The organism is Amycolatopsis sp. NPDC104863 (assembly GCF_055582965.1).
Genome location: NZ_JBVJOW010000002.1, coordinates 1,102,145 through 1,123,469, shown reverse-complemented (window position 1 = coordinate 1,123,469; position 21,325 = coordinate 1,102,145). Strand labels below are relative to the sequence as shown.

General features: G+C 71.3%; 21 protein-coding genes. 11 read left to right on the top strand and 10 right to left on the bottom strand.

All coding sequences use genetic code 11. The features are described 5' to 3' along the window. The first annotated feature begins 235 nt into the window (after positions 1-235). Both ACZ63J_RS15105 and ACZ63J_RS15100 read left to right on the top strand, forming a co-directional pair. Positions 236-595 carry a rhodanese-like domain-containing protein gene (locus ACZ63J_RS15105; protein WP_465341737.1) on the top strand — a complete coding sequence of 120 codons (360 nt, stop codon included), beginning with the start codon at positions 236-238 and terminating at the stop codon, positions 593-595. A gap of 2 nt (positions 596-597) precedes the next feature. Continuing rightward, a complete protein-coding gene (locus ACZ63J_RS15100) occupies positions 598-1,626 on the top strand; it encodes a DUF4328 domain-containing protein (RefSeq protein ID WP_465400962.1) in 1,029 nt (342 codons plus the stop codon). Here ACZ63J_RS15100 and ACZ63J_RS15095 read toward each other — a convergent pair. Beyond that, the gene (locus tag ACZ63J_RS15095; RefSeq protein WP_465400961.1) at positions 1,623-2,213 is read right to left on the bottom strand and encodes a TetR/AcrR family transcriptional regulator; all 591 of its coding nucleotides are present in this window, start codon (positions 2,211-2,213) and stop codon (positions 1,623-1,625) included. The two genes, ACZ63J_RS15100 and ACZ63J_RS15095, sit on opposite strands and share 4 nt — an antisense overlap. Positions 2,214-2,307: 94 nt before the next feature. On the opposite strand from ACZ63J_RS15095, the gene ACZ63J_RS15090 reads away from it, so the two are divergent. Then, positions 2,308-3,657: a DHA2 family efflux MFS transporter permease subunit gene (locus ACZ63J_RS15090; RefSeq protein WP_465400960.1), complete on the top strand. Its 1,350-nt coding sequence runs from the start codon at positions 2,308-2,310 to the stop codon at positions 3,655-3,657. A 21-nt stretch (positions 3,658-3,678) separates the two neighbouring features. Further along, complete coding sequence (mca, locus tag ACZ63J_RS15085) at positions 3,679-4,524, top strand: mycothiol conjugate amidase Mca (RefSeq protein ID WP_465400959.1); 846 nt, start codon at positions 3,679-3,681, stop codon at positions 4,522-4,524. Between the two features lie 534 nt (positions 4,525-5,058). Here mca and ACZ63J_RS15080 read toward each other — a convergent pair. Further along, positions 5,059-6,225 carry a cytochrome P450 gene (locus ACZ63J_RS15080; protein ID WP_465400958.1) on the bottom strand — a complete coding sequence of 389 codons (1,167 nt, stop codon included), beginning with the start codon at positions 6,223-6,225 and terminating at the stop codon, positions 5,059-5,061. Positions 6,226-6,278: 53 nt separating this feature from the next. Between ACZ63J_RS15080 and ACZ63J_RS15075 the strand changes: the two genes are divergently transcribed. From ACZ63J_RS15075 to ACZ63J_RS15060, 4 genes are all read left to right on the top strand, one after another. After that, positions 6,279-7,160: a DUF5926 family protein gene (locus tag ACZ63J_RS15075; protein WP_465306199.1), complete on the top strand. Its 882-nt coding sequence runs from the start codon at positions 6,279-6,281 to the stop codon at positions 7,158-7,160. Between the two features lie 164 nt (positions 7,161-7,324). Then, a complete protein-coding gene (locus ACZ63J_RS15070; RefSeq protein WP_465341730.1) occupies positions 7,325-7,678 on the top strand; it encodes a DUF952 domain-containing protein in 354 nt (117 codons plus the stop codon). Positions 7,679-7,888: 210 nt separating this feature from the next. Further along, the gene (locus ACZ63J_RS15065) at positions 7,889-8,401 is read left to right on the top strand and encodes a SigE family RNA polymerase sigma factor (RefSeq protein WP_465307012.1); all 513 of its coding nucleotides are present in this window, start codon (positions 7,889-7,891) and stop codon (positions 8,399-8,401) included. After that, positions 8,398-9,222, top strand: coding sequence for a hypothetical protein (locus ACZ63J_RS15060; protein ID WP_465400957.1), 825 nt, complete (start codon positions 8,398-8,400; stop codon positions 9,220-9,222). Before ACZ63J_RS15065 ends, ACZ63J_RS15060 begins: the two co-directional genes overlap by 4 nt. Positions 9,223-9,306: 84 nt before the next feature. On the opposite strand, the gene ACZ63J_RS15055 is transcribed toward ACZ63J_RS15060, so the two are convergent. The 3 genes from ACZ63J_RS15055 to ACZ63J_RS15045 form a co-directional block, all read right to left on the bottom strand. Beyond that, positions 9,307-9,861, bottom strand: a complete 555-nt coding sequence (locus tag ACZ63J_RS15055; RefSeq protein ID WP_465341728.1) for a ferritin — start codon at positions 9,859-9,861, stop codon at positions 9,307-9,309. 148 nt (positions 9,862-10,009) lie between these two features. Continuing rightward, positions 10,010-11,197 carry an arginine deiminase gene (locus ACZ63J_RS15050; protein WP_465401011.1) on the bottom strand — a complete coding sequence of 396 codons (1,188 nt, stop codon included), beginning with the start codon at positions 11,195-11,197 and terminating at the stop codon, positions 10,010-10,012. A gap of 40 nt (positions 11,198-11,237) precedes the next feature. Continuing rightward, positions 11,238-12,050 (bottom strand): CPBP family intramembrane glutamic endopeptidase, encoded by an 813-nt coding sequence (locus ACZ63J_RS15045; RefSeq protein WP_465306191.1) that lies wholly within the window; start codon positions 12,048-12,050, stop codon positions 11,238-11,240. A 22-nt stretch (positions 12,051-12,072) separates the two neighbouring features. Here ACZ63J_RS15045 and ACZ63J_RS15040 point away from each other — a divergent pair, with 22 nt between their 5' ends. Continuing rightward, the gene (locus tag ACZ63J_RS15040) at positions 12,073-12,534 is read left to right on the top strand and encodes a PPOX class F420-dependent oxidoreductase (protein WP_465306189.1); all 462 of its coding nucleotides are present in this window, start codon (positions 12,073-12,075) and stop codon (positions 12,532-12,534) included. Here ACZ63J_RS15040 and ACZ63J_RS15035 read toward each other — a convergent pair. After that, positions 12,526-13,320 (bottom strand): DUF2470 domain-containing protein, encoded by a 795-nt coding sequence (locus tag ACZ63J_RS15035; RefSeq protein WP_465400956.1) that lies wholly within the window; start codon positions 13,318-13,320, stop codon positions 12,526-12,528. The two genes, ACZ63J_RS15040 and ACZ63J_RS15035, sit on opposite strands and share 9 nt — an antisense overlap. Positions 13,321-13,487: 167 nt before the next feature. Between ACZ63J_RS15035 and ACZ63J_RS15030 the strand changes: the two genes are divergently transcribed. Then, the gene (locus ACZ63J_RS15030) at positions 13,488-14,516 is read left to right on the top strand and encodes a hypothetical protein (protein WP_465400955.1); all 1,029 of its coding nucleotides are present in this window, start codon (positions 13,488-13,490) and stop codon (positions 14,514-14,516) included. On the opposite strand, the gene ACZ63J_RS15025 is transcribed toward ACZ63J_RS15030, so the two are convergent. After that, positions 14,483-15,718: an MFS transporter gene (locus ACZ63J_RS15025; RefSeq protein ID WP_465400954.1), complete on the bottom strand. Its 1,236-nt coding sequence runs from the start codon at positions 15,716-15,718 to the stop codon at positions 14,483-14,485. The genes ACZ63J_RS15030 and ACZ63J_RS15025 overlap by 34 nt on opposite strands. Positions 15,719-16,015: 297 nt before the next feature. On the opposite strand from ACZ63J_RS15025, the gene ACZ63J_RS15020 reads away from it, so the two are divergent. Further along, a complete protein-coding gene (locus tag ACZ63J_RS15020) occupies positions 16,016-16,912 on the top strand; it encodes a LysR family transcriptional regulator (RefSeq protein WP_465400953.1) in 897 nt (298 codons plus the stop codon). On the opposite strand, the gene ACZ63J_RS15015 is transcribed toward ACZ63J_RS15020, so the two are convergent. The 3 genes from ACZ63J_RS15015 to ACZ63J_RS15005 form a co-directional block, all read right to left on the bottom strand. Continuing rightward, positions 16,909-17,646 (bottom strand): hypothetical protein, encoded by a 738-nt coding sequence (locus tag ACZ63J_RS15015; protein WP_465400952.1) that lies wholly within the window; start codon positions 17,644-17,646, stop codon positions 16,909-16,911. The genes ACZ63J_RS15020 and ACZ63J_RS15015 overlap by 4 nt on opposite strands. Further along, positions 17,646-19,451: a substrate-binding and vWA domain-containing protein gene (locus ACZ63J_RS15010; protein ID WP_465400951.1), complete on the bottom strand. Its 1,806-nt coding sequence runs from the start codon at positions 19,449-19,451 to the stop codon at positions 17,646-17,648. The genes ACZ63J_RS15015 and ACZ63J_RS15010 overlap by 1 nt, the downstream gene beginning before the upstream one ends. A gap of 147 nt (positions 19,452-19,598) precedes the next feature. Then, positions 19,599-21,113 (bottom strand): nSTAND1 domain-containing NTPase, encoded by a 1,515-nt coding sequence (locus tag ACZ63J_RS15005; protein ID WP_465400950.1) that lies wholly within the window; start codon positions 21,111-21,113, stop codon positions 19,599-19,601. Positions 21,114-21,325: the final 212 nt, after the last annotated feature.

Genomic DNA, 21,325 nt, shown 5'->3' with positions numbered 1-21,325 from the left:
AGGGGAAGGGGGGGGGGGTTCCCTCCCCCGACCGGGGGAGGGCAAAAAGGAGTCCCCCCCCCCTCCCCGGGTCTTCCCCCTCCCCCCCCCCCAAGACCCCCCCCGCGCCGTGTCGCCCCCTCAATCACGTGTGATGCCCCTCCCATCACGCGTGATGCCTCCCGGATCACGCGTGATGCCTCTTTCCGCCCGCGCGTGTCCACCTCACGCGCGGGCAACGCCCCGGCATGGCAGCATGGAGATCGTGGTGAGCCCTGCTGAACTGCCGACCGCCGAGGTCCGCGACCTGCCCAAGGACGGCCTCGTGCTGCTCGACGTCCGCGAAGACGACGAGTGGGCCGCCGGGCACGCGCCCGGCGCGGTGCACATCCCCATGGGAGAGCTGCCCGTCCGCGTCGGCGAGCTGACCGACCTGCCCGACGACCAGCCGATCCACGTGATCTGCCGCAGCGGCGGCCGGTCCGCGCGGGCGACCGCCTGGCTCAACCAGAGCGGCTGGGACGCGGTGAACGTCGCCGGCGGCATGGGCGCGTGGCACCGCGAAGGCCGGCCGATGGTCGGCGAGCACCCCGGCATCGATCCCGAAGTGATCTAGCCTTGCAGCCGGGTCAGCCTCCGCAGTACCCCCCGGGGTACTGGCCGCGCCAGGTGCCGCCGCCGAACGCCCCGCAGCTGCAGGGCCGGACGCTGGCCGCCCAGCCGGAGCCGTACCCGTACCACCGCCGTCAGGCCCACCGGCCGAAGCTGCGCTGGGTGGCGACCCCGCCACCGGGCGCCTGGCCGCGACGCCGGGTCGTGCCGCCCGAGCGGTACTTCGGGCCGCCGTCGTACCCCGTGCCCCCGCGCTGGGGGTTCCCGAACCTGGTCTGGCGCCGTCCGACGTCGGTGCCCGGCACGGCGTCCGACGAAATCCGGCCCATCGACCGCGTCCCGGTGCTCAGCCGGAGCCTGATCGGTGTTCTCTTCGGGTTCGCCGTGCTCTCCGTGGTCGCCGCCGGCGCGGAAATCTGGCGTTACGTGCTGCTCGTCCAGGGCCGTGACGCCGCGCTGACCCGCTCGGTCGTGGCGTTCTCCGACGGGTTCGTGCTCACCGCCGGCCTGCTGGCCTCGATCCTCGCGCTGCTGCCCGCCGGGCTGTCGGTCTGGTGGCTGCTGGTCACCCGGCAGGCGGCGTCGGACCTCTCGGGTGACGCCCCGCCGCGGCCGGTGTGGCAGGTGCTCGTCGGCGTTCTCGTGCCGGTGGCGAACCTGCCGATGGCGCTGTCGATCGTCGGCGAGCTCGAGCACGCGGTGCTGGGCCGCCCGCGTGACATGCGCCCGAAGCCGTCCCGCCAGGTCGTCGTGTGGTGGGGCGCCTGGCTGCTGAACTGGGTCCTGCTCGGCGCGACGATCGTCTGGCGCTTCCGCGAAGACGTCCAGTCGATGGCCGACAGCGTCATCCTGGTCGCCCTGACCGACCTTTCCGCGGCCGCGCTGGCCGTGGTGACGGCGCTGGTCGTCCGGCGGTTCTCGGCGCTGCTGGCGCCTTCGGACGCGCGGGCCGTGCGGTCGATGCGCGTGCTGAAGGTCGCGGACGCGCCGGAGCCCGAGCTGCGCACCGCACGCCCGGCCGGCGCGGCCCGCTAGTACTTCCCGAAAACCGGTTCCAGCTGGTCGAAGGCCAGTTCCGCGAGGGGCCACACGGCGTCGGAGATCTGCTTCTCGTCCTCGATGGTCCGGTCGAAGACCTCCTCGAAGAGCACGCGCAGCACGGTCGTGAGGTGCGCGGCGGCGAGCACCGGTGAGAGCCCCTCTTCGGGGTGGCGCCGGATCAGCAGGTGCGTGAGGGCGGCCTCGCGCTCGCGGTGCATCTCGTGCAGGGCGTTCGTCAGGATCGGGCTGTCCTTGATCATCCGCACGAAGCCGGGTCCCGAGAAGCCGACCAACGCGTGCTCGGCGCCCAGCGCTTCGAAGTAGAGCTCGCGGGTGTCGTGGAAGACGCTGTCGCGGACCAGGGTGGCCGGCCAAGAGGTGAAGTCCCCGCGGATGTCGAAGACCAGGTCCTCCTTGCGCGGGAAGTGGTTCGTCACGGTCATCTTGGCCACCCGCGCCTCGGTGGCGATGTCCGCGATCGTCACGTCTTCGAAGCCGTTCCTGATGAAGAGGCCCGTCGCGACGTCGGAGATGTTCCTCCTGGTCTCGTGCTTCTTCTGGGCCCGGAGTCCCTCGCTCATGCGGTCACTCTACTGGGTCGGACCCAAGTTTGTGCTTGACCCATCGACTGGGTTCGACCTAATCTGAGGTCCGACCTAGCCAACAGGGGTGGAGATGACAACGGCTGTACGTCCGGACGCGGCGTTGTGGCGGCTCGGCGGGGTCCTGATCATGGGCGCGGTCCTGTCGATCCTCGACGCGACGATCGTCACCGTCGGGATCGACTCGATCGCCCGTGACCTGGGCAGCACGCTGCCGACGGTGCAGTGGGTGGCGAGCGCGTACCTGCTCGCGGCGTCGGCGGCGATCCCGTTGTCCGGCTGGCTCGCCGACCGGTTCGGCGGCCGCGCGGTCTGGCTGACGGCGGTGGCGATCTTCACGGCGGGCACGCTGCTGTGCGGTTTCGCCTGGTCGGCGCCGGCGCTGATCGTGTTCCGGGTGCTCCATGGCCTGGGTGGCGGGCTGATGCAGCCGGTCGGCCAGGCGGTGTTCGCGCAGGCGGCGGGCCCGGCGCTGGGCCGGATGATCGGCGTGATCACCCTCCCGGCCACGGTGGCCCCGGTGCTGGGCCCGATGCTCGGCGGCGCCCTGGTGGCGGACTTCGGCTGGCGCTGGATGTTCTTCGGGATCGTCCCGCTGGGGGTGGCGACGTTCGTCTTCGCCCGGCGGCTCCTCCCGGCGCCGCCGCCGTCCGGCACTCGCGAGCCGCTGGACGTCCGCGGGATCCTGCTGCTCTCCCCGGGGTTGGCGGCGTTCGTGTACGGCCTGGCCGAGGGTCTCACCGTGGCATGGGTGGCCGGAGCGGTGCTGCTGTTGGCGTACGGCGTCCACGCCTCCCGGGCGCGTTTCCCGGTGCTCGACCTGAAGCTGTTCCACGACAAGGGGTTCACGGTGTCGAGCATGAGCACGTTCTTGCTGGGCGCGTCCCTGTACAGCTCGATGTTGCTGCTACCGCTGTACTACGAGCAGGTCGAGCACGCGAGCGCGCTGCAGGCGGGGCTCCTGCTGGCGCCCCAAGCGGTGGGATCGGCAGCGGTCCTCCTCGCGGGCGGCCGCCTGCTGGCCCGCTTCGGCCCCCGCGCCATGATGCTGGCCGGCATCACCCTGTCGTTGCTGGGAACGGTGGCCTTCACCCAGCTGGGTTCGGCGCCCAGCGGCGTCTGGCTGACGCTGTCGTTGCTGGTCCGCGGCGCCGGCCTGGGCGCGGCGACCACCCCGGGCATGACCACGCTGTACGGCTCGCTGGAGCGCTCAAGGATCCCGCGTGCGGCCAGCGCGTTCAACGTGATCAACCGCATCGGCGGCTCCCTCGGCACGGCCCTGCTGGCCGCGATCCTCCACACCGAACTGACGGCGTCGGCCGCCCCCAAAGCCTTCGGCACCACGTTCACGTGGGCGCTGGCGCTGTCCGCTCTGACGCTGATCCCGGCGGCGCTGTTTCCCCGCCGAAGCCGGCTCGCTTAGCCCTTCCCCAAGGAGAACCCGATGACCCGACGCCTCCTGAGCGTCCACGCCCACCCCGACGACGAGTCCAGCAAGGGCGCGGCCACCCTGGCCCGCTACGCCGCCGAAGGGGTCGACGTCCTCGTCGCCACCTGCACCGGCGGTGAACGCGGCGACATCCTCAACCCGGCGCTCGACACGGAGAAGACCCGCGAAGACCTGCCCGCGGTCCGCCGTCGAGAGATGGCGGCCGCTGCCGAAATCCTCGGTGTGCGCCAGCGTTTCCTCGGCCTGGTCGACTCCGGCCTGCCGGGCGAAGGCGAGCCACTGCCCGAAGGATGCTTCGCAGCGATCCCGCTGGAAGAGGCGGCAGCGCCGCTGGTCGCGCTGATCCGGGAGTTCCGCCCGCAGGTCGTGATCACATACGACGAGACGGGCGGTTATCCCCACCCGGACCACATCCGCACCCACGAGGTAACCCACGAAGCCTTCACCGCGGCGGCGGACCCCACCCGCTACCCGGGCGCCGGCGAGCCGTGGCAGGCCCAAAAGCTGTACTACCAAGCAGTCCTGAGCCGCGCCTGGTTCCAGGCCCTCCACAGCGCAACGCTCGCAGCCGGCCTGAAGTCATCGATGGGCGCGGTCCTGGACGAACTCCCGAAGGAGGACAAGCTCACCGTCACCACGAGGATCCGCTGCGAAGCCCACTTCAGCACCCGCGACCGCGCCCTCCTGGCCCACGCGACCCAGATAGATCCCACCGGCCCGTTCTTCACCCACTCCCGCGAAATCGAGCGAAAGGTCTGGCCCTACGAGGACTACCACCTGGCCCACCCCACCCCCGGCCCCAACCCGGAAGACGACCTGTTCACCGGAGTAACCCCATGAGTCCCGCCTTCAATCACGCGAGTTCGGCGTCCAGTCACGCGAGATCCGCCCCGGATCACGCCGAGCCAGGCACCCGGCGCGTCAGGCGGCGACCCGGAGTTCCCGCAACCCGCGAATCACGACCCCCGGCCGTCACGCGAGGTCCGCTCCGCGTCACGCCGAGCCGGGCACCTGGCAGGTCAGACGGTGACCCGGAGCTCCCGCGACCCGCGGATGACGAACTCCGGCCGTGGCCGCGGGGTCTCCGCCAGGCGCAGTCCCGGCGGCAATCCATGAGTTCCGCGTTCAGTCACGCGAGATCGGCACCCAATCACGCGAGATCCGCCTCGGATCACGCCGAGCCAGGCGCCAATGCGTCAGACGGTGACCCGGAGCTCCCGCAACCCGCGGATCACGAACTCCGGTCGTCGCCGCGGAGCCTCCGCGAGGCGCAGCCCCGGCAGCAATCCGCGAGTTCCGCTCTCAATCACGCGGGATCGGCGTCCAGCCACGCGAGATCCGTCCCGGATCACGCCGAACCAGGCGCCCAGCGTGTCAGACCGTTACCCGGAGTTCCCGCAACCCGCGGATCACGAACTCCGGCCGTCGCCGCGGAGCCTCCACCAGACGCAGCCCCGGCAGTTTCACCGCCAAAGCGCTCAACGCCGCAGCGATCTCCACCCGAGCGAGAGGAGCACCAACGCAGTAGTGAATCCCAAGCCCGAACCCCAAGTGAGCGTTCGGCGTCCGTCCGATGTCGAGCCGGTCCGGCGACTCGAACACCTTCGGGTCTCGAGCCGCGGCACCCAGCAGCGCCCCGATCTTCTGCCCGCGGGAGACGACGTAGTCGCCGATCGTCACGTCCTCGGTGGCCGTCCGCTCGAACAGCTGCAGGGGCGCGTCGAACCGGATGAGCTCCTCGACGCATGAGTCGAGCAGCTCGGGGGACGCCAGCAGGCGCTCCCACTGGTCCCGGTGCGTGAGGAGCGCGGTGATGCCGTTGCCGAGCACGTTGACGGTCGCCTCGTGGCCGGCCATCAGCAGCAGCACTGCGGTCGCCACCAGCTCGTCCGGTGTCAGCTCGCTGCGGAGGAGGTCGCTGATGATGTCGTCGCCGGGGGACTCGGCGCGGGAAGCCGCCACCGTCCGGATGTAGGCGACGAACTCCTCGGCGGCCCGCTCGGCGGCGTCGCGGCCGTCCTCGGGCAGGTCGAACTCGTACATCTTCACGATGCTGTTTGACAACTCCACCATGCGGGGCCCGTCGGATCCCGGCACGCCGAGCAGCTCGGCGATCACCGCGACCGGCAGCGGCTGGGCGAGGTGCTCGAGCAGGTCCGCGCTGCCGTCGGCGGTGATGGCCGCGGCCAGGTCGTCGACCATGCGGGTGGCGAGCGTCGCGACCATCGGACGCAGCCGCTGGACGTGGCCGCGGCCGAACGCGCCCGCGATCACGCGCCGGAGGCGGGTGTGGGCCGGCGGCTCGTTCTCCAACAGGGAGTTCCGGTGAAGGAGGTTGAACGAGGCGAAGCGTTCGAGCGGCTCGGCGTCCTGCCAGATCCGGCCGAGCCCGCGGTGGCGCAGCACAGCGGACGACGCGGCGTGCGAAACCGCCACGGTCATGCCGAGCTTGTCGTGGAAATGGACGTCGCCTTGTGCGCGCAGGGCGGCGAACGCCGGGTACGGGTCTTCGAGGAACTCGGGATCGCGGGGGTCGAACACGTCGCGAGACTAACCCTTCGATAGCGTCTCAAGCCGAGCCAGAGGAGGCAGCAGTGGGCAAGGGCGCGCGCAAGAAGGGTCCCAAGCAGGCGTCGGACCGCAAGCCGAAGGTGCGCGACGTCTTCGTCGGCCAGCCGTTCGAGGGACTGGCGGCGGAGCCCGAGCTGATCGCGCTGCGCGAGTTCGTGCCGTCCGCGACGGCCAAGCTGACCCTCGCCGACGGCGGTGACGTCACCCTCGGCACCGTGCTGCCGATGGCGGCGGCCGCCTTCGTCCGCTCGGACGGCGAGCGGTACCTCGGCCTGCAGGTGCAGACCCGCTCCTCCGACATCAGCCGCGACCTCGGCCGCTCGCTGAAGTGGCTGCTGGACGCCAAGGAGGGCGACGTCCTCGGCGTGCCGGACACCACGACCCCGCCGGCCGCCGACGAGCACGCGCGCCTCCAGGACCTGCTGACCCCGGGCGCCGAGCTCGACGTCACGCTGCACACCGACTTCGCGTGGTGGCTGCCCGAGGACGCGGACGCCACCGGTGACGTCGCGGTCTCCCTCGAGCGCGCGAACGCCGCCATCATGCCGACCGAACGTCTCGGCTCGGGCGCCTACTGGGTCCTCGCGGGGGAGAAGGCGCACCTGCGCTGGGTCCGTCCGGAGCCGGAGAACCTGCTGCTCCAGGCCCTGGCCAGGCTGTCCGCGGCCGGCGAGCTGGGCCTCGGCGAAGGCTCGCGCTACGCGGGCTCGTTCCGTGCGCACGGCCTGCTGGTGCCGGTGTGGGACCTCGACCCCGAGGCCCACGCCCGCGAATGGGCCGACGCGAAGGACGCACTCGGCGCCCGCCTCGACACGGCGTTCAAGTCCCTCGACACCGAGCCCCTGAACGCCGCCGAGCGCCGTGCTCGCGACGGTCTCATCGGCCGTCAGCTCACCCTGCGCTGACCTCGGCCCGCCGCCGACCGCGAGCACCAGCCACGCCGCGTCAACAAGCGCCGGACTACCGGTCCGAACCGGTGGTCGGTGACCGCCTCGATGAGCGTTCAACCAGGGCTTTTGTGGCGCACGAGACACCGCCGCCGGCTCGCGCCGGTGGGACCATTCTTCGCGTGATACTTCACATCTGCGGGGCGGCCGACTGGGCCGGAGTGGGCGAAGACGGCGAGTACCGGCCGCCGTCGCTGGGGGAAGCCGGGTTCATCCACTGTTCCGACTTCGGCACGGCGCACCTGCCGGCCAACGCGCTCTACCGGGGGCGGACCGATCTGGTCCTGCTCGAGATCGACCCGGCGAAGGTCGGGGCGCCGGTCCGCTGGGAAGACGGCGAGCCGCCGCACCCGGCCGGGATCTGGTTCCCCCACGTGTACGGCCCGATACCGCACGCCGCCGTGGTCGGCGTGCACGAATTCGGCGAGACGGCGGACGGCGGCTTCACGCTGCCGGCCGCGCTCGCGCTCCGTTGACGTGGGCAACTCATCACCCGCCTGGGCGTCTACGAATCCAGGCGGGAACGCAGGCAACCTGAGGGGGCTGTGATGCGTGTTGGGGAGGAAGGCGACTCGGCTTCTGGCTACCCGACCCCGATGGGAGGCGATACGGTGACCGCTGCGGCACCCGTCTTCACCGGGGGAGATACCTGGGTGACCAGCGCAGGCCGAGGGAGGGCCGCGACGTTGCCGGGTGAGCTGGTGGACTTCGGCGACTTCGTGCAGGCGACACTGCCGGGGTTGCTGCGGTACGGCCACGCGCTCACCGGCAACCCGCACGACGCCGCGGACCTGGTCCAGACCGTGCTCGAAAAGATGGGCTCGCGCTGGAGCTACGTGCACGAGAAGACCGGCGACCCGCTGGCCTACGTCCGCCGCTCGATGGCGAACGCGCACGTGAGCCGGTGGCGTCGGACGCGCCGCGAAAACCTGGTGGCCGACCTGCCGGACACCGATCCGCACGTGCCGGCCGACCCGTTCGAGCACGAGCCGCTGTGGCGCGCGTTACGAACGCTGCCGCCACGGCAACGCGCCGTCATGGTGCTGCGTTACTACGAAGGTCTCTCGGAAGCGGAGATCGCCGGTGCCCTCGGTATCACGCAGGGGACCGTCAAGAGCCAGGCCAGCAAGGCGATCGCGTCGCTGCGGATGAAGTTGAAGTCGGCCGACGACGAAGGCGAAGGGAGTGCAGCGGGTTGAACATCTCCGAGGACGAGCTGGAGCAGCGCCTGCGCGCGATGTTCGCCGACGAACGGCTCGACCTGCCGCCGCCACCCGACGCCGGCACGGTCATCGTGGCCGGTGCGCGACGGCGGCGCCGTCGTCGGCACGCCGTGCAGGCCGTGGCGGGGGTCGCCGCGGCCGTGGTCGCCGTGGCGGGCGGGCTGACCATGGTCCGCCTCCACACCGAAGACGGCACCGCGGTGATGTCCGCCGACGGGTCCGTGATCAGCGTCAAGCCACCCGAGAACCTCACGCCCGGCCGGCAGCCTCAGCCGTCGACGCCCGGGCCCACGAGCACCCACGACATCCAGGTCTCCCCGCCGCCGACCGCGGTGACGTCGAAGCCGGGTCGGCCGCCGTCGACGCCGAAGCCGTCGACACTGCCGGGCGTGATGAGCGGCCCGCTGCTCGCCGCCGACGGCTTCGGCCGGCTGAAGCTGGGCATGTCCGAGGCCGACGTGACCGCCCAGGCCGTCACGCTCAGCGAGACCCAGGCGGGGACCGCCTGCAGTGTCTACACGGTGGACGGCAGCGGAGTGCCCGCGCCGGCGACCGTCGTGATTTCGAAGACCGTCGGGCTGGCCGTGGTCACCCCGGCGCAGGTCGCGCACACCGCGGAAGGCATCGGGGGCGGGTCCACCAAGGCGGACGTCCTCGCCACCTACCCGGCCGCGAAGGAGGAGCCCGGCGGTATCGCCGCTCCCGCCGGCGGCGCGGCCGACTACCACTTCCGGCTCGGGGAGAGCGGGGTCGTCGAGACCAGCCTCATGAGCGTCAACCAGGACTGCGCCGGCTGAGCGCCGGCCGCATGCGAAAACCCGGGCTGTCCACAGGGGGAGAGCCCGGGTTTTCGGCTTCTGTGGTGGGAAGCAGTCAGAACGTCAGAGTGCCCCGCCGGCCACCGGCGGCATCTGCGAGTCGGAGCCGCCGTCGCCGACGGACTCGCGGTGCAGGTGGTTCTCGACCTCGAACAGGTTGCCGTTCGCGCGCTTGACGACGTTCAGCAGCGTGCTCATCTGGGAGATCTCTTCGACCTGCTCCTTGAGGAACCACTGCGTGAACTGCTCGCTGATGTAGTCCTCTTCGGCGCGGGCCGCCTTCGCCATCGCGGAGATGTCGGTGGCGACTTCCTTCTCCTGCTCGAGCGCGAGCTCGATGACCTCGGTGACGCCGGAGAACTCGTTGCGCACCTCGCCGGTGCCGGGGATCTCGACGTGGTGGTCGCGGTCGAGCATGTACTGCACGAGCGCCATCGCGTGGTTGCGCTCTTCGACCGACTGCTTGTAGAAGTGCTTCGCCAGCTGCGGGAGGTCCTCGGCGTCGAACCAGACCGCGAGCGAGATGTACTGCTGGGACGCGTTGAACTCGTTGTGGATCTGCGCCTGCAGCAGTTCGTAGAACTTCGAGCGCGGTTCTTTCTTCTTGGTGAGGGCCATGCGAACCAGAATAGGTCAAGATTGGCGGTAAAGCCACTTCGGACTGGTGATCTACCCCCTATTAGGGTTACCATTCCTAGAGAAGACAACCCTTATTTAAGTAAGCCTTCCCTCAATGCACAATGCATTAAGGGAAGGCTTACCTCTATTACTTGAGGGGGTCGCGGCGGACCGGGCAGGACATGCACCGCGGGCCGCCCCGGCCGGAACCGAGCTCCGAACCGGTGATCGGCAGCACCTCGATGCCGGCCGCTTCCAGCCGCTCGTTCGTTTCGACGTTCCGCTCGTACCCGACAACCACACCGGGCGCCAGCGCAAGGGTGTTGTTCCCGTCGTCCCACTGCTCGCGCTCGGCCGTCACCGGGTCGAGCCCGGTGTCGATGACGCGCAGGCGGTCGATCTCCATCGCTTCGGCGGCGGCCACGAGGAACGGCGCCGGGCCGGCGACCTTGACCCCGCCGTCGCCGGTCGGGCGCAGCGTGAACGCCGTGAGCGAGTCGCGCGCCAGCGGGTACATCACCACGGCGTCGGCATCGACCATCGTGCACACCGTGTCCAGGTGCATCGTCGCGCGGGACTGCTCGATCGGCACGGCCAGCACGGTGTGCGCGATGCCGTCGGCGAACACCGACCGCGCGAGCGACTCTGCGCCCGCCGCAGTCGTCCGCTCGCCGACGCCGATGGCGAGCACGCCCGGCGCCAGCAGCATCACGTCGCCGCCTTCGATCGGCGCCGAATGCGCGCCGTACGCGCGGGCCGCGTGCCGGAAGTACGGGTGGTAGGCGTAGATCAGGTCCAGCACCGCGGTTTCGCGGCGGCGCGCGGGCATGGTCAGCGACGAGATCGCCACCCGGTCGGCGATCCACGCCGACGAGTCGCGCGTGAACAGCAGGTTCGGCAGCGGGTCGACGGCGAAGTCGTGCGGGTGGTTCATCATCCGCACCAGCGACGCGCCCTCGGCGGACGGCAGCTCCTCGAACGTCATCCCGGCCATCAGCACCTCGGCGAGACCGGTCGCGTCGACGCCGGAAAGGTGGGAGCGCAGCGAGTCGCCGAGGTCGCCGCCGAGCCGCCGGTCGTCGACCGCCGCGTGCACCCCCGCCGTGTGGGCGCGGTCGTCCTCCAGCGCCGTCCGGAGCGCGTCGGCCAGCAGCAGCACCTCGACGCCGCGGCCGCGCAGCACGTCGGCGAACGCGTCGTGCTCGGCTTGCGCCCGGTCGACCCACGGGATCGAGTCGAAGAGGAGCTGGTCGTTGTTGCGGGGCGTCAGCCTTTTGAGCTCGTTGCCGGGCCGGTGCAGCAGCACCGCGCGCAGGGGTCCGACTTCGCTGTCCACCCGGGGAGGTGTCGTTTCGTCGATCACCACCCGAGCTTAGTCAGGGGAGCCAGGAAATGTGCCCCTTGAGCAGCGAGTACCCGACGAAAGAGACGAAGTCGAACAGCGTGTGGGCGGCCACCAGCGGCCACAGCCGGTTCGTCTTCTGCCACAGCCGTCCGAAGACGAGCCCCATGATGAAGTTGCCGACGAACCCGCCGAAGCCCTGGTACAGGTGGTACGACCCGCGCAGCACGGCGGCGCCGAACACCGCGTTGTTCTCGCGGACGCCCAGCTGGCGCAGCCGGGTCAGCAGGTACCCGATCACGAGCACCTCCTCGGCGAAGGCGTTGCCGAACGCGGAGAGCGTCAACGTGATCGGCCGCCACCACGTGTTGCCCAAATTGGACGGTTGCACCGCCAGGCTGAACCCGAGGTGGTAGGAGAGGAAGTACAGCCCCAGGCCGGGGATCCCGATCAGCGCGGCGAGCACCACGGTCAGGAGCGTGTCGCGGCGGGGCGCGGTGCGGTCCAGCCCCACCTGCGTGATCTTGACGCCCGCGCGCCACAGCAGGTACAGGCCGAGCGCGCCCCAGCCGATCAGCTGCGCCGCCGACAGCAGCTGCTTGAGCAGGTCGATCAGGCCCAGCGTGGCCTGAGGGACGTTGAGCTTCGCCGGCTGCTGGGCCAGCGGGATCGGCTTCAGCAGTGAGTCCACAAGGGACAGCAGGCTGCTGACGCCGGAGAGGCCGAGCGTGATCCCGAAGACGATCAGCAGCTCGAGCTTGACCGCCTTGCGCTCCCGCGGGTCCTCGATCGTGACGGGGAAGTCCGGCCGGGCCGGGGCCAGCCACGATCGCGCGGTGAAGGTCATGTCCGCACGCTACCTTCGGGGTATGCCCAGGACTATCGCCACCAATGAAACCGTCGACCGCGCCGCTCTCGTCGAGTTCCTGTCCACCCGCCACCGCGCGATCCTGCTGGCCACGAAGGCCGACGGGAGCCCGCAGCTCTCGCCGGTCACCTGCGGGGTCGACGCCGAAGGCCGGCTGGTCATCTCGACCTACCCCAAGCGCGCCAAGGTCGTGAACATCAAGCGCAACCCGCAGGTGTCCGCCTGCATCCTGTCCGACGAGTGGAACGACCAGTGGGTCCAGCTCAACGGCACCGCCGAGGTGCTGGACATCCCGGACTCGGTCGAGCCGCTCGTGGAGTACTTCCGCGCCATTTCGGGTGAACACCCGGACTGGGACGAATACCGCGAGGCCATGGTCAAGCAGGGCAAGAGCATCATCCGCGTGACGATCGAGAGCTGGGGTCCGCTGGCCAAGGGCGGCTTCCCCGCCGAACTAGCCTGACGTCCCCCGCAGGAACGGGCAGCCGACCAGCCGCCGCAGCTCCATCGCGAGCTGCGGCGGGCTCTCGACGGACTTCGAAAACGCCAGCCGGACGTCGTGGTCACCCGCGTCGGACTCGACGCGCAGCCGCAGCCCGAAGCGGTCCAGCCCGAGCGGGCGGATCCGGCCGCTGCGTAGGTCGGCCGGCAAGTGCTTGGCCAGCTGCTCGACGACGTCGGAGTGGTCGCTCTCCAGGTGCCGCAGCCACTGGGCCTCGTAGTCGTGGAACGGGTCCGGCGGCGCCGCGCTGAACATGTGCGGGCGCAGCGAGTGCGTGCCTTCGGCGTCGGCGAGCACGAGGGACGCCGGCGTGAGCCGCAGCAGTGTCACGCCGTGGCCGACGTCGAGGAGCCGCTCGTCCGGCCGGGACTCGGCGATCGCCACCGCCCGGGCGCGAGCCGAAACCGGTGAGAGCGGCCGCAGCCAGCCGGTGATCCACAGCAGCCCGCGGATCGGCTCCCGCAGCTCGACCGGCGCCTGGTCGGCGAGCTCGACCATCACGGCCAGCTCGCCGCGCTGGGTCTGCTTGGCCGCGGCGACCATCGGGTGGTCGTCGGGCAGCAGCACGCTGACGCTCCCGCTGTGGTGCACGTGGTGCAGGACCGGGACGACGCGCTCGCCGTCGAGACCGGCGCGTTCGCACGTCGGCATGAGCGACGCCGGCCCGTTGCGGGTGGCGATCGTCTTGGCGCGCTCGGCGGGGTTCGGTGCCGGCGGGCGGCGGATGGATGTCGGTGCCTCGGTCACGGCTCACCTCCTACTTAGGTGAGCCTAACCTGAATCCGATGGTCTGGATAGTCACCCGGTTGCGGTGACGGTCACGTCGGCGCTCCGCTGAACGGAGCATCGGGTAACGCCGATGACCGCTTTCCCGAAAAGGCCGGTGACCAGTGCCGACACGGTGGGGGCCCAGCGTGCAGATCGTCCCGGTTCCCGAACGCGTGCGCGCGTTCGAGTTCGACCCCGCCATGCCGTCCGGCGCCGTGCCGATCTTCGGCGAGTACCTGGACCGGATCGGCCGCAGCGCGGCGAACGGCCGCTTGCTGACCTGGGGCCTTCCGCTGGTCGGGATCGCCCCGTTCCTCACCGGCGCCGGGCTCGCGCTGACGCTGGGCACCATCGCGCTGGCCGGCTCGGTTGTGACGTGGTGGCTCTACCGCGCGCACCTCTGGGTGCCGGAAACGCGGCTGAAGCGGGAGCCGTTCCGGCAGGTGGAGATCGCGCCCGACGGGCTGGTCGCCGCCGGGCGGACGGTCGGCGTCCGCCTGCCGGACGGCCGCTGGCTGCGCGTCCGGCTCGACGAGGCGGACCGGCTGCTGCTGGCCGGGCACCGGCGGGTGTGGCTGCTGGGCCGCGGCCCGAAGGTGTTCGTCGGCCTCTCCGGCGTGGTCCGGGTGCGTCGCGCCCGGATCTTCGACGCGCCGCCGTCGGGTGCGGTCGCCGTGCCGCCCGTGGTGGCGTCCGGCTCGCCGCGGCTCGACCCCGTGCTGGCCGCGCACCGCCGCCGGATGGCCCGCGAACTGCGCGCGACGGCCGCGTTCCTGCTGGTCCTGGCCGGGTTCGCGGTGTGGGTCCGGTACGACTTCCCGGTGACGAAGTGGGCCGCGCTGACCGTCACGGCGGGCGCGCTGCTCGGCGCGCTCGTGACGGCGTTGCGAGCGGTCGCCCACCGCCGTCCGCTCCCGGCGGACCACTGGACGGAGCTGCGCGCGGTCCTGGACGGCCCGGTCCGCATGGGCCGCCACGGCGCGGCGCGGCTGAGCGGCCTGACGATGCTGGCCGACGGAACCGTGGTCGGCTTCCGCCTGCACAAGGCGGACCCGTCGATGGCGGCCAACATCGCGGCGACGGGCCGGCTGTGGATCGCGGGAGTCCCGAGGCCGGGCGCGGCGAAGACGGGCGTGCCCGGCTACCCGGTGCTCGGCACGGTCTGGCTCGGCTGAGCGGGCGTCCGGTCCCGGCGCGGCAGGAACAAAGGCGTCACCAGCACCAGTACCCCGGCGACACCGATCGCGACGCGCGGGCCGGTGAAGCTCGCGAGGACACCCCACAGCGCGGTCAGCGCGGCGATCGACGCCTTGGTGCTGACCGACCACGCCGAGAGCGTGCTCGCGACGCGGTCCGCCGGCAGCTGCTCGAGCCGGTAGGTCGCGAGCACCGGGTTGAACACGCTGCAGGACACGATCAAGCCGAGCTCGACGACCATGACGAAGGCGAGCCCACCGGCGCCCGCCGGGAGGAAGGCCAGCGCGAGCAGCCAGCACGCCCGGACGGCGCCGGACACCAGCAGGATCGGGTGCTTGCCGAACCGCTGGACGAGCCGTGGCGTCAGCCGCGAACCGGCGAGCCCGCCGAGGCACGGCGCCGCGAAGGCGAGCCCGTACTGCCACGGCGTGAACCCGAGCTGGTTCAGCATCAGCACGGCGAGCAGCGGTTCGGTGCCCATGATCAGGCCGTTGAACAGCAGGACGTTGAAGTACAGCGGCCGCAGCCCGGGGTGCGTCAGGATCGTGCGCCACCCCTCGGCGAGGTCCCGCGCACACAGCCGGCTGGTCTGCCGAGGCCGTGGTTCGCCGCCGCCGATCGCCCGGATCCCCAGCGCGGAGAGCAGAAAGCTGACGGCGTTGGCGGCCACCGACGTCACCGGCCCGAAGAGCGCGAAGGCGGCCCCGCCGAGCGGCGGGCCGAGCGCCGTGGCGGTCCAGTTCGTCGACTCGAACCGCCCGTTCGCGACCAGCAGATCTTCGGGCGGCACCAGGCCCTTCAGGAAGGCACCGCTGGCTGAGGTGAAGGTGATGTCCGCCGCGGCGACGACCACCGAGACGACGAGGAGCTGTCCGAAGCTCAGTGACCCGAGGACATAACAGGCGGGCACGCTGATCAATGCGGCGAACCGGACGAGGTCCATGGCCACGAGCACCGGCCGCTTCCGCCGCCGATCGACCCAGGGCCCCATCGGCACGGCCACCAGAGCCCCGACAGCGGGCCCGACGGCAGCGAGCGCGGAGACGGCCGCGGGCCCGACGTGCAGCACGAGGATCGCGAGCATGGGAAAGGCCCCGAAGCCGAGCCAGGTCCCGAACGCGCTCACGGCATAAGCCGTCCACAGCCACCTGAACCGCCGCCCGAGCCGCCTGCGCATCACCGGAGGATCAAAGCGAAGCGAGGCCACGAGGATCAAACAACCGGGCCGTCGGCGCGCCACAACCCCGCGTTGTGCGGCCCGGTCCGGCTCGCCCGGGAAGGCAACTCTCGGGGCAGCGCACCTAGGGCGATCGTCGAGTCGGCCGGCACCGACAAACCCCTTCGACCCCCGCCCGGGCATCGGAGAACCGGCGGACCTGTTCGCCGGTGCGGACCGGGAGCAGGTCCTCGATCAACGCCCATTGATCGTCTGAGAGCAACTGAAACCTTTGTCGGACACGCCCTAGAGTCGTCCGCTGTGGACCTCGTTGCCGTGCGCACCTTCGTCACCGCCGTGGAGACGGGGCGGTTCCAGGACGCCGCGGCCGACCTCTCGATCACCCAGCAAGCCGTGTCGAAGCGCATCGCCGCGTTGGAGAAGTCGCTTGGGGCGCGGTTGTTCACGCGCACCGCGCGCGGAGCCGTGCTCACCCGTGAGGGTGCGGCCTTCCTGCCGCACGCCCGCGAGCTGCTCTCCGCCGAGGCGCGAGCACTTGCGTCGGTCCGCTCCGGTCCGCTCCGGGTCGACGTCATCGGCCGGCGGCTGTGCCCGGCGGCGCTCCTGCGCGGGTTCCACGAGGCTCATCCGGACGTCGCGCTGGAGGTCGTCACGCTGTTCGACACCGCGATCGCCGCGATCCAGGAGGGCTCGGTCGATGCGTCGTTCCGCGCCGTCGTCGAGCTCCCCGGTGACCTCGACGCGCAGTGGGTGTTCGATGAGCCGCTCCAGCTGTTGTGCGGACCCGCGCACCCGCTGGCCGCAGCGGCTTCGGTGACTCTGGCGGAGCTGGCCGGCCACCGGATCTGGATGCCCGGCGTTGTGCCCGGAACCGAGTGGGGCGCCTACTACGCCGAGTTCAGCGCCGCGTTCGGGCTGTCGATCGACGCCGCCGGGCCGAACTTCGGCACCGAGGTCGTGCTCGACACGGTCGCGGAGTCGGCGAAGGTGGCCACCCTGGTCGGGGCCGAAAGCCGAGTTCTCTGGCCGGCGGAGCACGACCTGCGGCGCGTCCCGATCGAGCGTCCGACGCCCGTGTATCCGCATTCGCTGGTTTGGCGCCGAGGCAACGCACACCCCGCGCTGGCGGCCCTGCGCAGACACCTCGGAAAGGGCGAGCGCGCGGCCGACGCGTGGCGGCCCGGCTGGGCGCACTAGCCCAGGGATTTCCGCGTCGCCTGTTCCGTCTCGAGGACACCCTGCCGGATGCCCTCCAGCTGGTCGCTCAGCTCGCGCACCGCGCCGGTGTCCACCGCGACGTCCGTGGTCGCCGCCGTCAGTTCGGCGACCCTCGCCACCAGGCTGTCCAGCCCGAGGGCCCCCGACTGCAGCTGGGCCAGCAGCTTGTCGCGCGCGCCGGACAGCCGTGCGTGGACGTCCGCCTGGGCCTGGACCGCCGCCAGTGCCTGCTCGAGGTCGCCGCGGACCTCCTCGGGAGCCGACGGCAGCGACTTCTCCAGCCGTCGCCGTTCCCGTGTCACAGCCTCGAGGTCGACGCGCGCGAGGGCGTTGCCGGTAGCCGAGGCGCGGCCGGCCAGCCGCCGGAGCGTTGTCAGCGTTTCCTCGACCACCGGCTCCATGTCCGCGACGCGGTCGGCGAGCGGGCCGGGGTCCAGGGACGCGCTGAGCGAGCCGAACCCGTCGGCCGCGCCCTCGGCTCGGCGCAGCCAGTTCGCTTCGGACGAGCCAGGCACGACGTCGAGCACCCGCGCTTCACGCCGTTCCGGCTCCGGCTCACGACCCAGCGAAGCCACCCCCGCGCGAGCCGCGAGCACCGCTACGCCGATACCGACGGCGGCGACCACCGGCAGCTGCACGGCCCACGCCACCCCCGCCGAGGTGGCGGCGAACAGCAGTCCCCACGGTTCGGCGAGCTCACGGGCGAACTTCATCAGAAGTTGGAGATCACGGACGTGAACACCTGGTTGATCGAGTCCGGTTTGGACGAGTCGTACTCCGATCCTTCGGTCGCTTCCGCGATCTGCTTCAGCACGTCCTGGTCGGCGTCCGCGCCGTAGGCGATCGTGAACAGCCGGACGGTCTCCGAGTTGCCCTCCGGGCGCAGCTGCGGCAGCAGGTGCTCGATGTCGACGCCGCCGGAGTCCTCGTTGCGGCCGTCGGTCAGCACGACCACCGCGTTGATCGCCGACGGGTCGACGTGCGCCTTCATGTACTCGTACGCGGCCAGCGACGAGTCGTACAACCCCGTGCCGGACTGCGGGGTCAGCCCGCTCAGCCGCATCGCGAGGGTCTCCTTGCCGCTGGTCCCGAGCGCCTGGACCGGCACCAGCTCCTGGTAGTCCTTGTCGCCGTCGAGGCGGGTCGAGAACTGCCAGAGCCCGACCTGGTCACGCGGCACGAACTGGCCGAGCGCGTCGATCGCGGCCTGCTTGGCCAGGTCGATCTTGCTCTTGCCGGTGCCCTTCGCCTCTTCCCCCATCGAGCCGGAGACGTCGACGACGAGCAGCACGTTCGCCTTCTTGCGCAGGTCCGTCCACGTCGTGAGCAGCTTCGACAGCACCGACGGCCCCGGCGGCCGGAGGAAGGTGATCTTCGCGTCCGCCTGGACGCCGTTGGCCGTCGTCGCCTGCGGGCCGGGCTTGCCGTCGAAGGTGCGGAAGCCGAGGTTGAGGAACTTCGGCTGCGCGTCCGGCCCGCGCAGGTAGTTCAGGAAGTCGGCGGCGATCTGCTTGCGGGTCGGGTCGGCCCAGTTCAGCGTGACGAACGGGTGGTCGGAGTTGAGCGTGCCGTCCGCCGGGTAGATCGCGACGAGCGGCACCTTCGGCGGCGCGTGCTGGCCGACCTTCGCGGGGTCGTTTGTCGGGTTGCCCTGGTTGTAGCCGATCAGCGAGCTCTCCTCGACGGTCACCGCCGAGATGTAGGACAGCGCCGCGCCGCGGTCGTCGGCCTTCTGCAGGTTCGTCAGGAACGTCAGCGTGTTGTCGCCGTAGTGCACGATCGCCTGCTCGATGTTCGTGACGAACTGCTTGGCCTCGGGCTTCTCGAGCGCGGCCGCGGTGAGGTCGGACGACGTGCCGGTGGCCGCGTAGTACGCGCCGATGGTGGCGTTCAGCCCGGCGGTCGAGATGTTCGGGTTCGTCTTGCCCAGCCGGAACTTCCCCCACTCCGGGTGGCCGTACTTGGCCCAGCCCGCCGGATCGGTCGCGAGCGTGGCGAGGTCCTTCCAGCCGATCGGCTTCGCCGGCCAGCCGAGCGCCTCGGCCATCGGCTTCGGCATGGCGACGGTCAGCGGCGAGTTCGCGATCGACTGCGGATCGCCGTCGGGCACGATCGTCCCGGTGTCGCCCTTCGCGTTGACACGCAGCAGGTTGACCCAGCCGCTCGCGGCCGGCGTCCAGACGTCGGGGCGCGGCCCGTCGGTGGCCTCGTTCCAGCCGTTGGCGAGCGCCTGCATGGCGATGCCCGACGACTTCGACTTCACGACGACGTCGACGCAGTGCCCGGCGACCGTCCGGCCGGAGTAGGCCTTCGCGACCTCCTGGACGATGCCGACCTTCTCGGGCGACGATGCGACGTTCAGCGCGATCGCGTCCGAGCCGGTGCACTTCGGCGCGTCGGCTTCGTCCGAGCCGCTGGTCCAGGCCCGGATCCCGATGATCAGTCCCGCCGCCACGACGATGGCGGCCAGGAAGGGGAGAATCTTTCTCTTTCGGCGGGCAGGCTGGGAATTGATCATCGAACCCCCACTTCACGTCGGATGACCATTATCCGGCGGGAGCGGGGTGGCCGGGGGTGTGTTGCCGAACCGTTGCGCGGAAAACCGCCAGCAGCGGGCGGGGTGACGGCCTTTTTGCCGCCACCCCTTTTTGTTTCGCATTCACAACTATGCGTTCGTCGAAACCCTCGATCGCCCGCCGCGGCGGTGCTGCAGAACCGCCGTCGCCGTGGAAGCGGCGGCGAGCAATGCGGAAACGGCGGCCGCCGCGGAAAGCCGGCGTCGCCGGACGGCGCTGCGGCGGTGCGTCCTTTCTTCGGCGCCGCGCAGCCGCACCGAAGCCTGGAGGAACCCGCGTTCCCGCGCGTTCGGCCGCGCGTCGGCCCGCTGCCCCCACGTCAGCGCTTCGTCGAGCCGCGCGCCCCGGTAAAGCGTGGCCGGTTCGCCGCCCGCGGTTTCCCGCAGCGCGGTCGCCTCGGTGAGCCGTCGGTGGACGCGCAGCGCGCCGCGGTCCGCCGTCAGCCAGCCGCGCAGCCGGGGCCAGCCGTCGATCAGCGCGTCGTGCGCCAGCTCCAGCCCCGCGCGGTCGGCCGTGACCAGCCGGGCCCGCACGAACCGCTCCACGAGCGTCGAGTCCAGCTCGGCGTGCGGGACGCGCCGCCGCGTGTCCGCGGTGCCTTCACCGAAGGTGACCAGGCGCAGGAACAGGTCCCTGGCCACGGACTTCTCCGGCGGCGAGAGCCGGCCGTAGACCGCTTCGGCCGCGCTGACCAGCGCGGCTTTGATGCCGCCGGCGGCGTCGTAACCGGCGAGCGTCAGCGTGACTCCCGGAGTCTCCCGCCAGGTCCGGCGCAGGGCCTCCGTCGCGAACGGCAACGCTCCCGGCTGCCGCGCGACCTCGGCCATCAGCGTCGCGACCAGCGCGTTCTCCAGTCCGCGGCCGGCGTCCGCCGCGGGCCGCGTGAGCGCGGCGCGCACCTGAGCGGGAGCCAACGGACCCAGCGGCACCAGCGCGTCGCGCACGGCGGGGCCGAGAACGGGATGCCGGAGGCAGGAGTCCACGAAGTCGTCACGCACGCCGAGGACGACCCGCGCCGGGGCCTGCGCCGCGTGCATCAGCGCGGCGAAGAACCACGCCCGTTCCCGCTCGTCGGCGGCGAAGACCTCCTCGAACTGGTCGACGACCAGCAGGAGCTCGGCCTCCGGCGGCAGGGCCTGCCGGATCCGCAGGTGCAGGTTCACCGGGTCGGCCGCGAGCTCCGCGCGCAGCCGGACCGCCGACGTCCCGGTGAGCGGCGCGAGCCGGGCCGCGCACTCTTCCCCTGGCCGTTTTCCCGGCCGCAGGAAGACGCCGTGGCCCGGAATCGCCCGCAGCACCGACGTCACACCACAGCCGGACGGCCCCGAGACGACCAGGAGCCGTTCGGCCGCCAGCCGTCGCCGCAGCAGGTCCAGGACGTCCTCCCGGCCGAAGAACCGCGCGGCGTCCCCGGCGCCGAACGCGGCCGCGCCCAGGTACGGCGGATCCCCGGCGCCGGGCGCCGGACGTCTTCGCCGCGCCAGTTCCGCCGCGACTTCGTGCCACCGCTCGTCCCACTCGGTGACCGGCCCGTCACAGGCGCGGACATAAGCCAAAACGACCGCGCGCGTCGGCAGTTTCCGCCCGCCCGCGGCGTCGGACAATGTCCCCGCCGAGTAATGCGCCCGTTTCCCCAGTTCGCGATATGGCGGGCTGCCCGCCTTATCGCGCAATCGCCGTAAATCACCGGCGAACTGTGACAAAACCTCGTCGTCCGTATCGATCGGCCGTTCCCCACGCGGCATTACGCCACCCCCCTTGGCGTATTCCATTGTTCGCGGGTTGTCGTTCGCTGTCCACCGGACCGGACAGAACA

Excerpts from the sequence above, each read along its gene's own strand:
- ACZ63J_RS15015 (WP_465400952.1), bottom strand. The coding sequence starts at position 17,646 with ATGAAGTTCGCCCGTGAGCTCGCCGAACCGTGGGGACTGCTGTTCGCC.
- ACZ63J_RS15010 (WP_465400951.1), bottom strand. The coding sequence starts at position 19,451 with ATGATCAATTCCCAGCCTGCCCGCCGAAAGAGAAAGATTCTCCCCTTC.
- ACZ63J_RS15095 (WP_465400961.1), bottom strand. The coding sequence starts at position 2,213 with ATGAGCGAGGGACTCCGGGCCCAGAAGAAGCACGAGACCAGGAGGAAC.
- ACZ63J_RS15090 (WP_465400960.1), top strand. The coding sequence starts at position 2,308 with ATGACAACGGCTGTACGTCCGGACGCGGCGTTGTGGCGGCTCGGCGGG.
- ACZ63J_RS15055 (WP_465341728.1), bottom strand. The coding sequence starts at position 9,861 with ATGGCCCTCACCAAGAAGAAAGAACCGCGCTCGAAGTTCTACGAACTG.
- mca (WP_465400959.1), top strand. The coding sequence starts at position 3,679 with ATGACCCGACGCCTCCTGAGCGTCCACGCCCACCCCGACGACGAGTCC.
- ACZ63J_RS15040 (WP_465306189.1), top strand. The coding sequence starts at position 12,073 with ATGCCCAGGACTATCGCCACCAATGAAACCGTCGACCGCGCCGCTCTC.
- ACZ63J_RS15105 (WP_465341737.1), top strand. The coding sequence starts at position 236 with ATGGAGATCGTGGTGAGCCCTGCTGAACTGCCGACCGCCGAGGTCCGC.
- ACZ63J_RS15045 (WP_465306191.1), bottom strand. The coding sequence starts at position 12,050 with ATGACCTTCACCGCGCGATCGTGGCTGGCCCCGGCCCGGCCGGACTTC.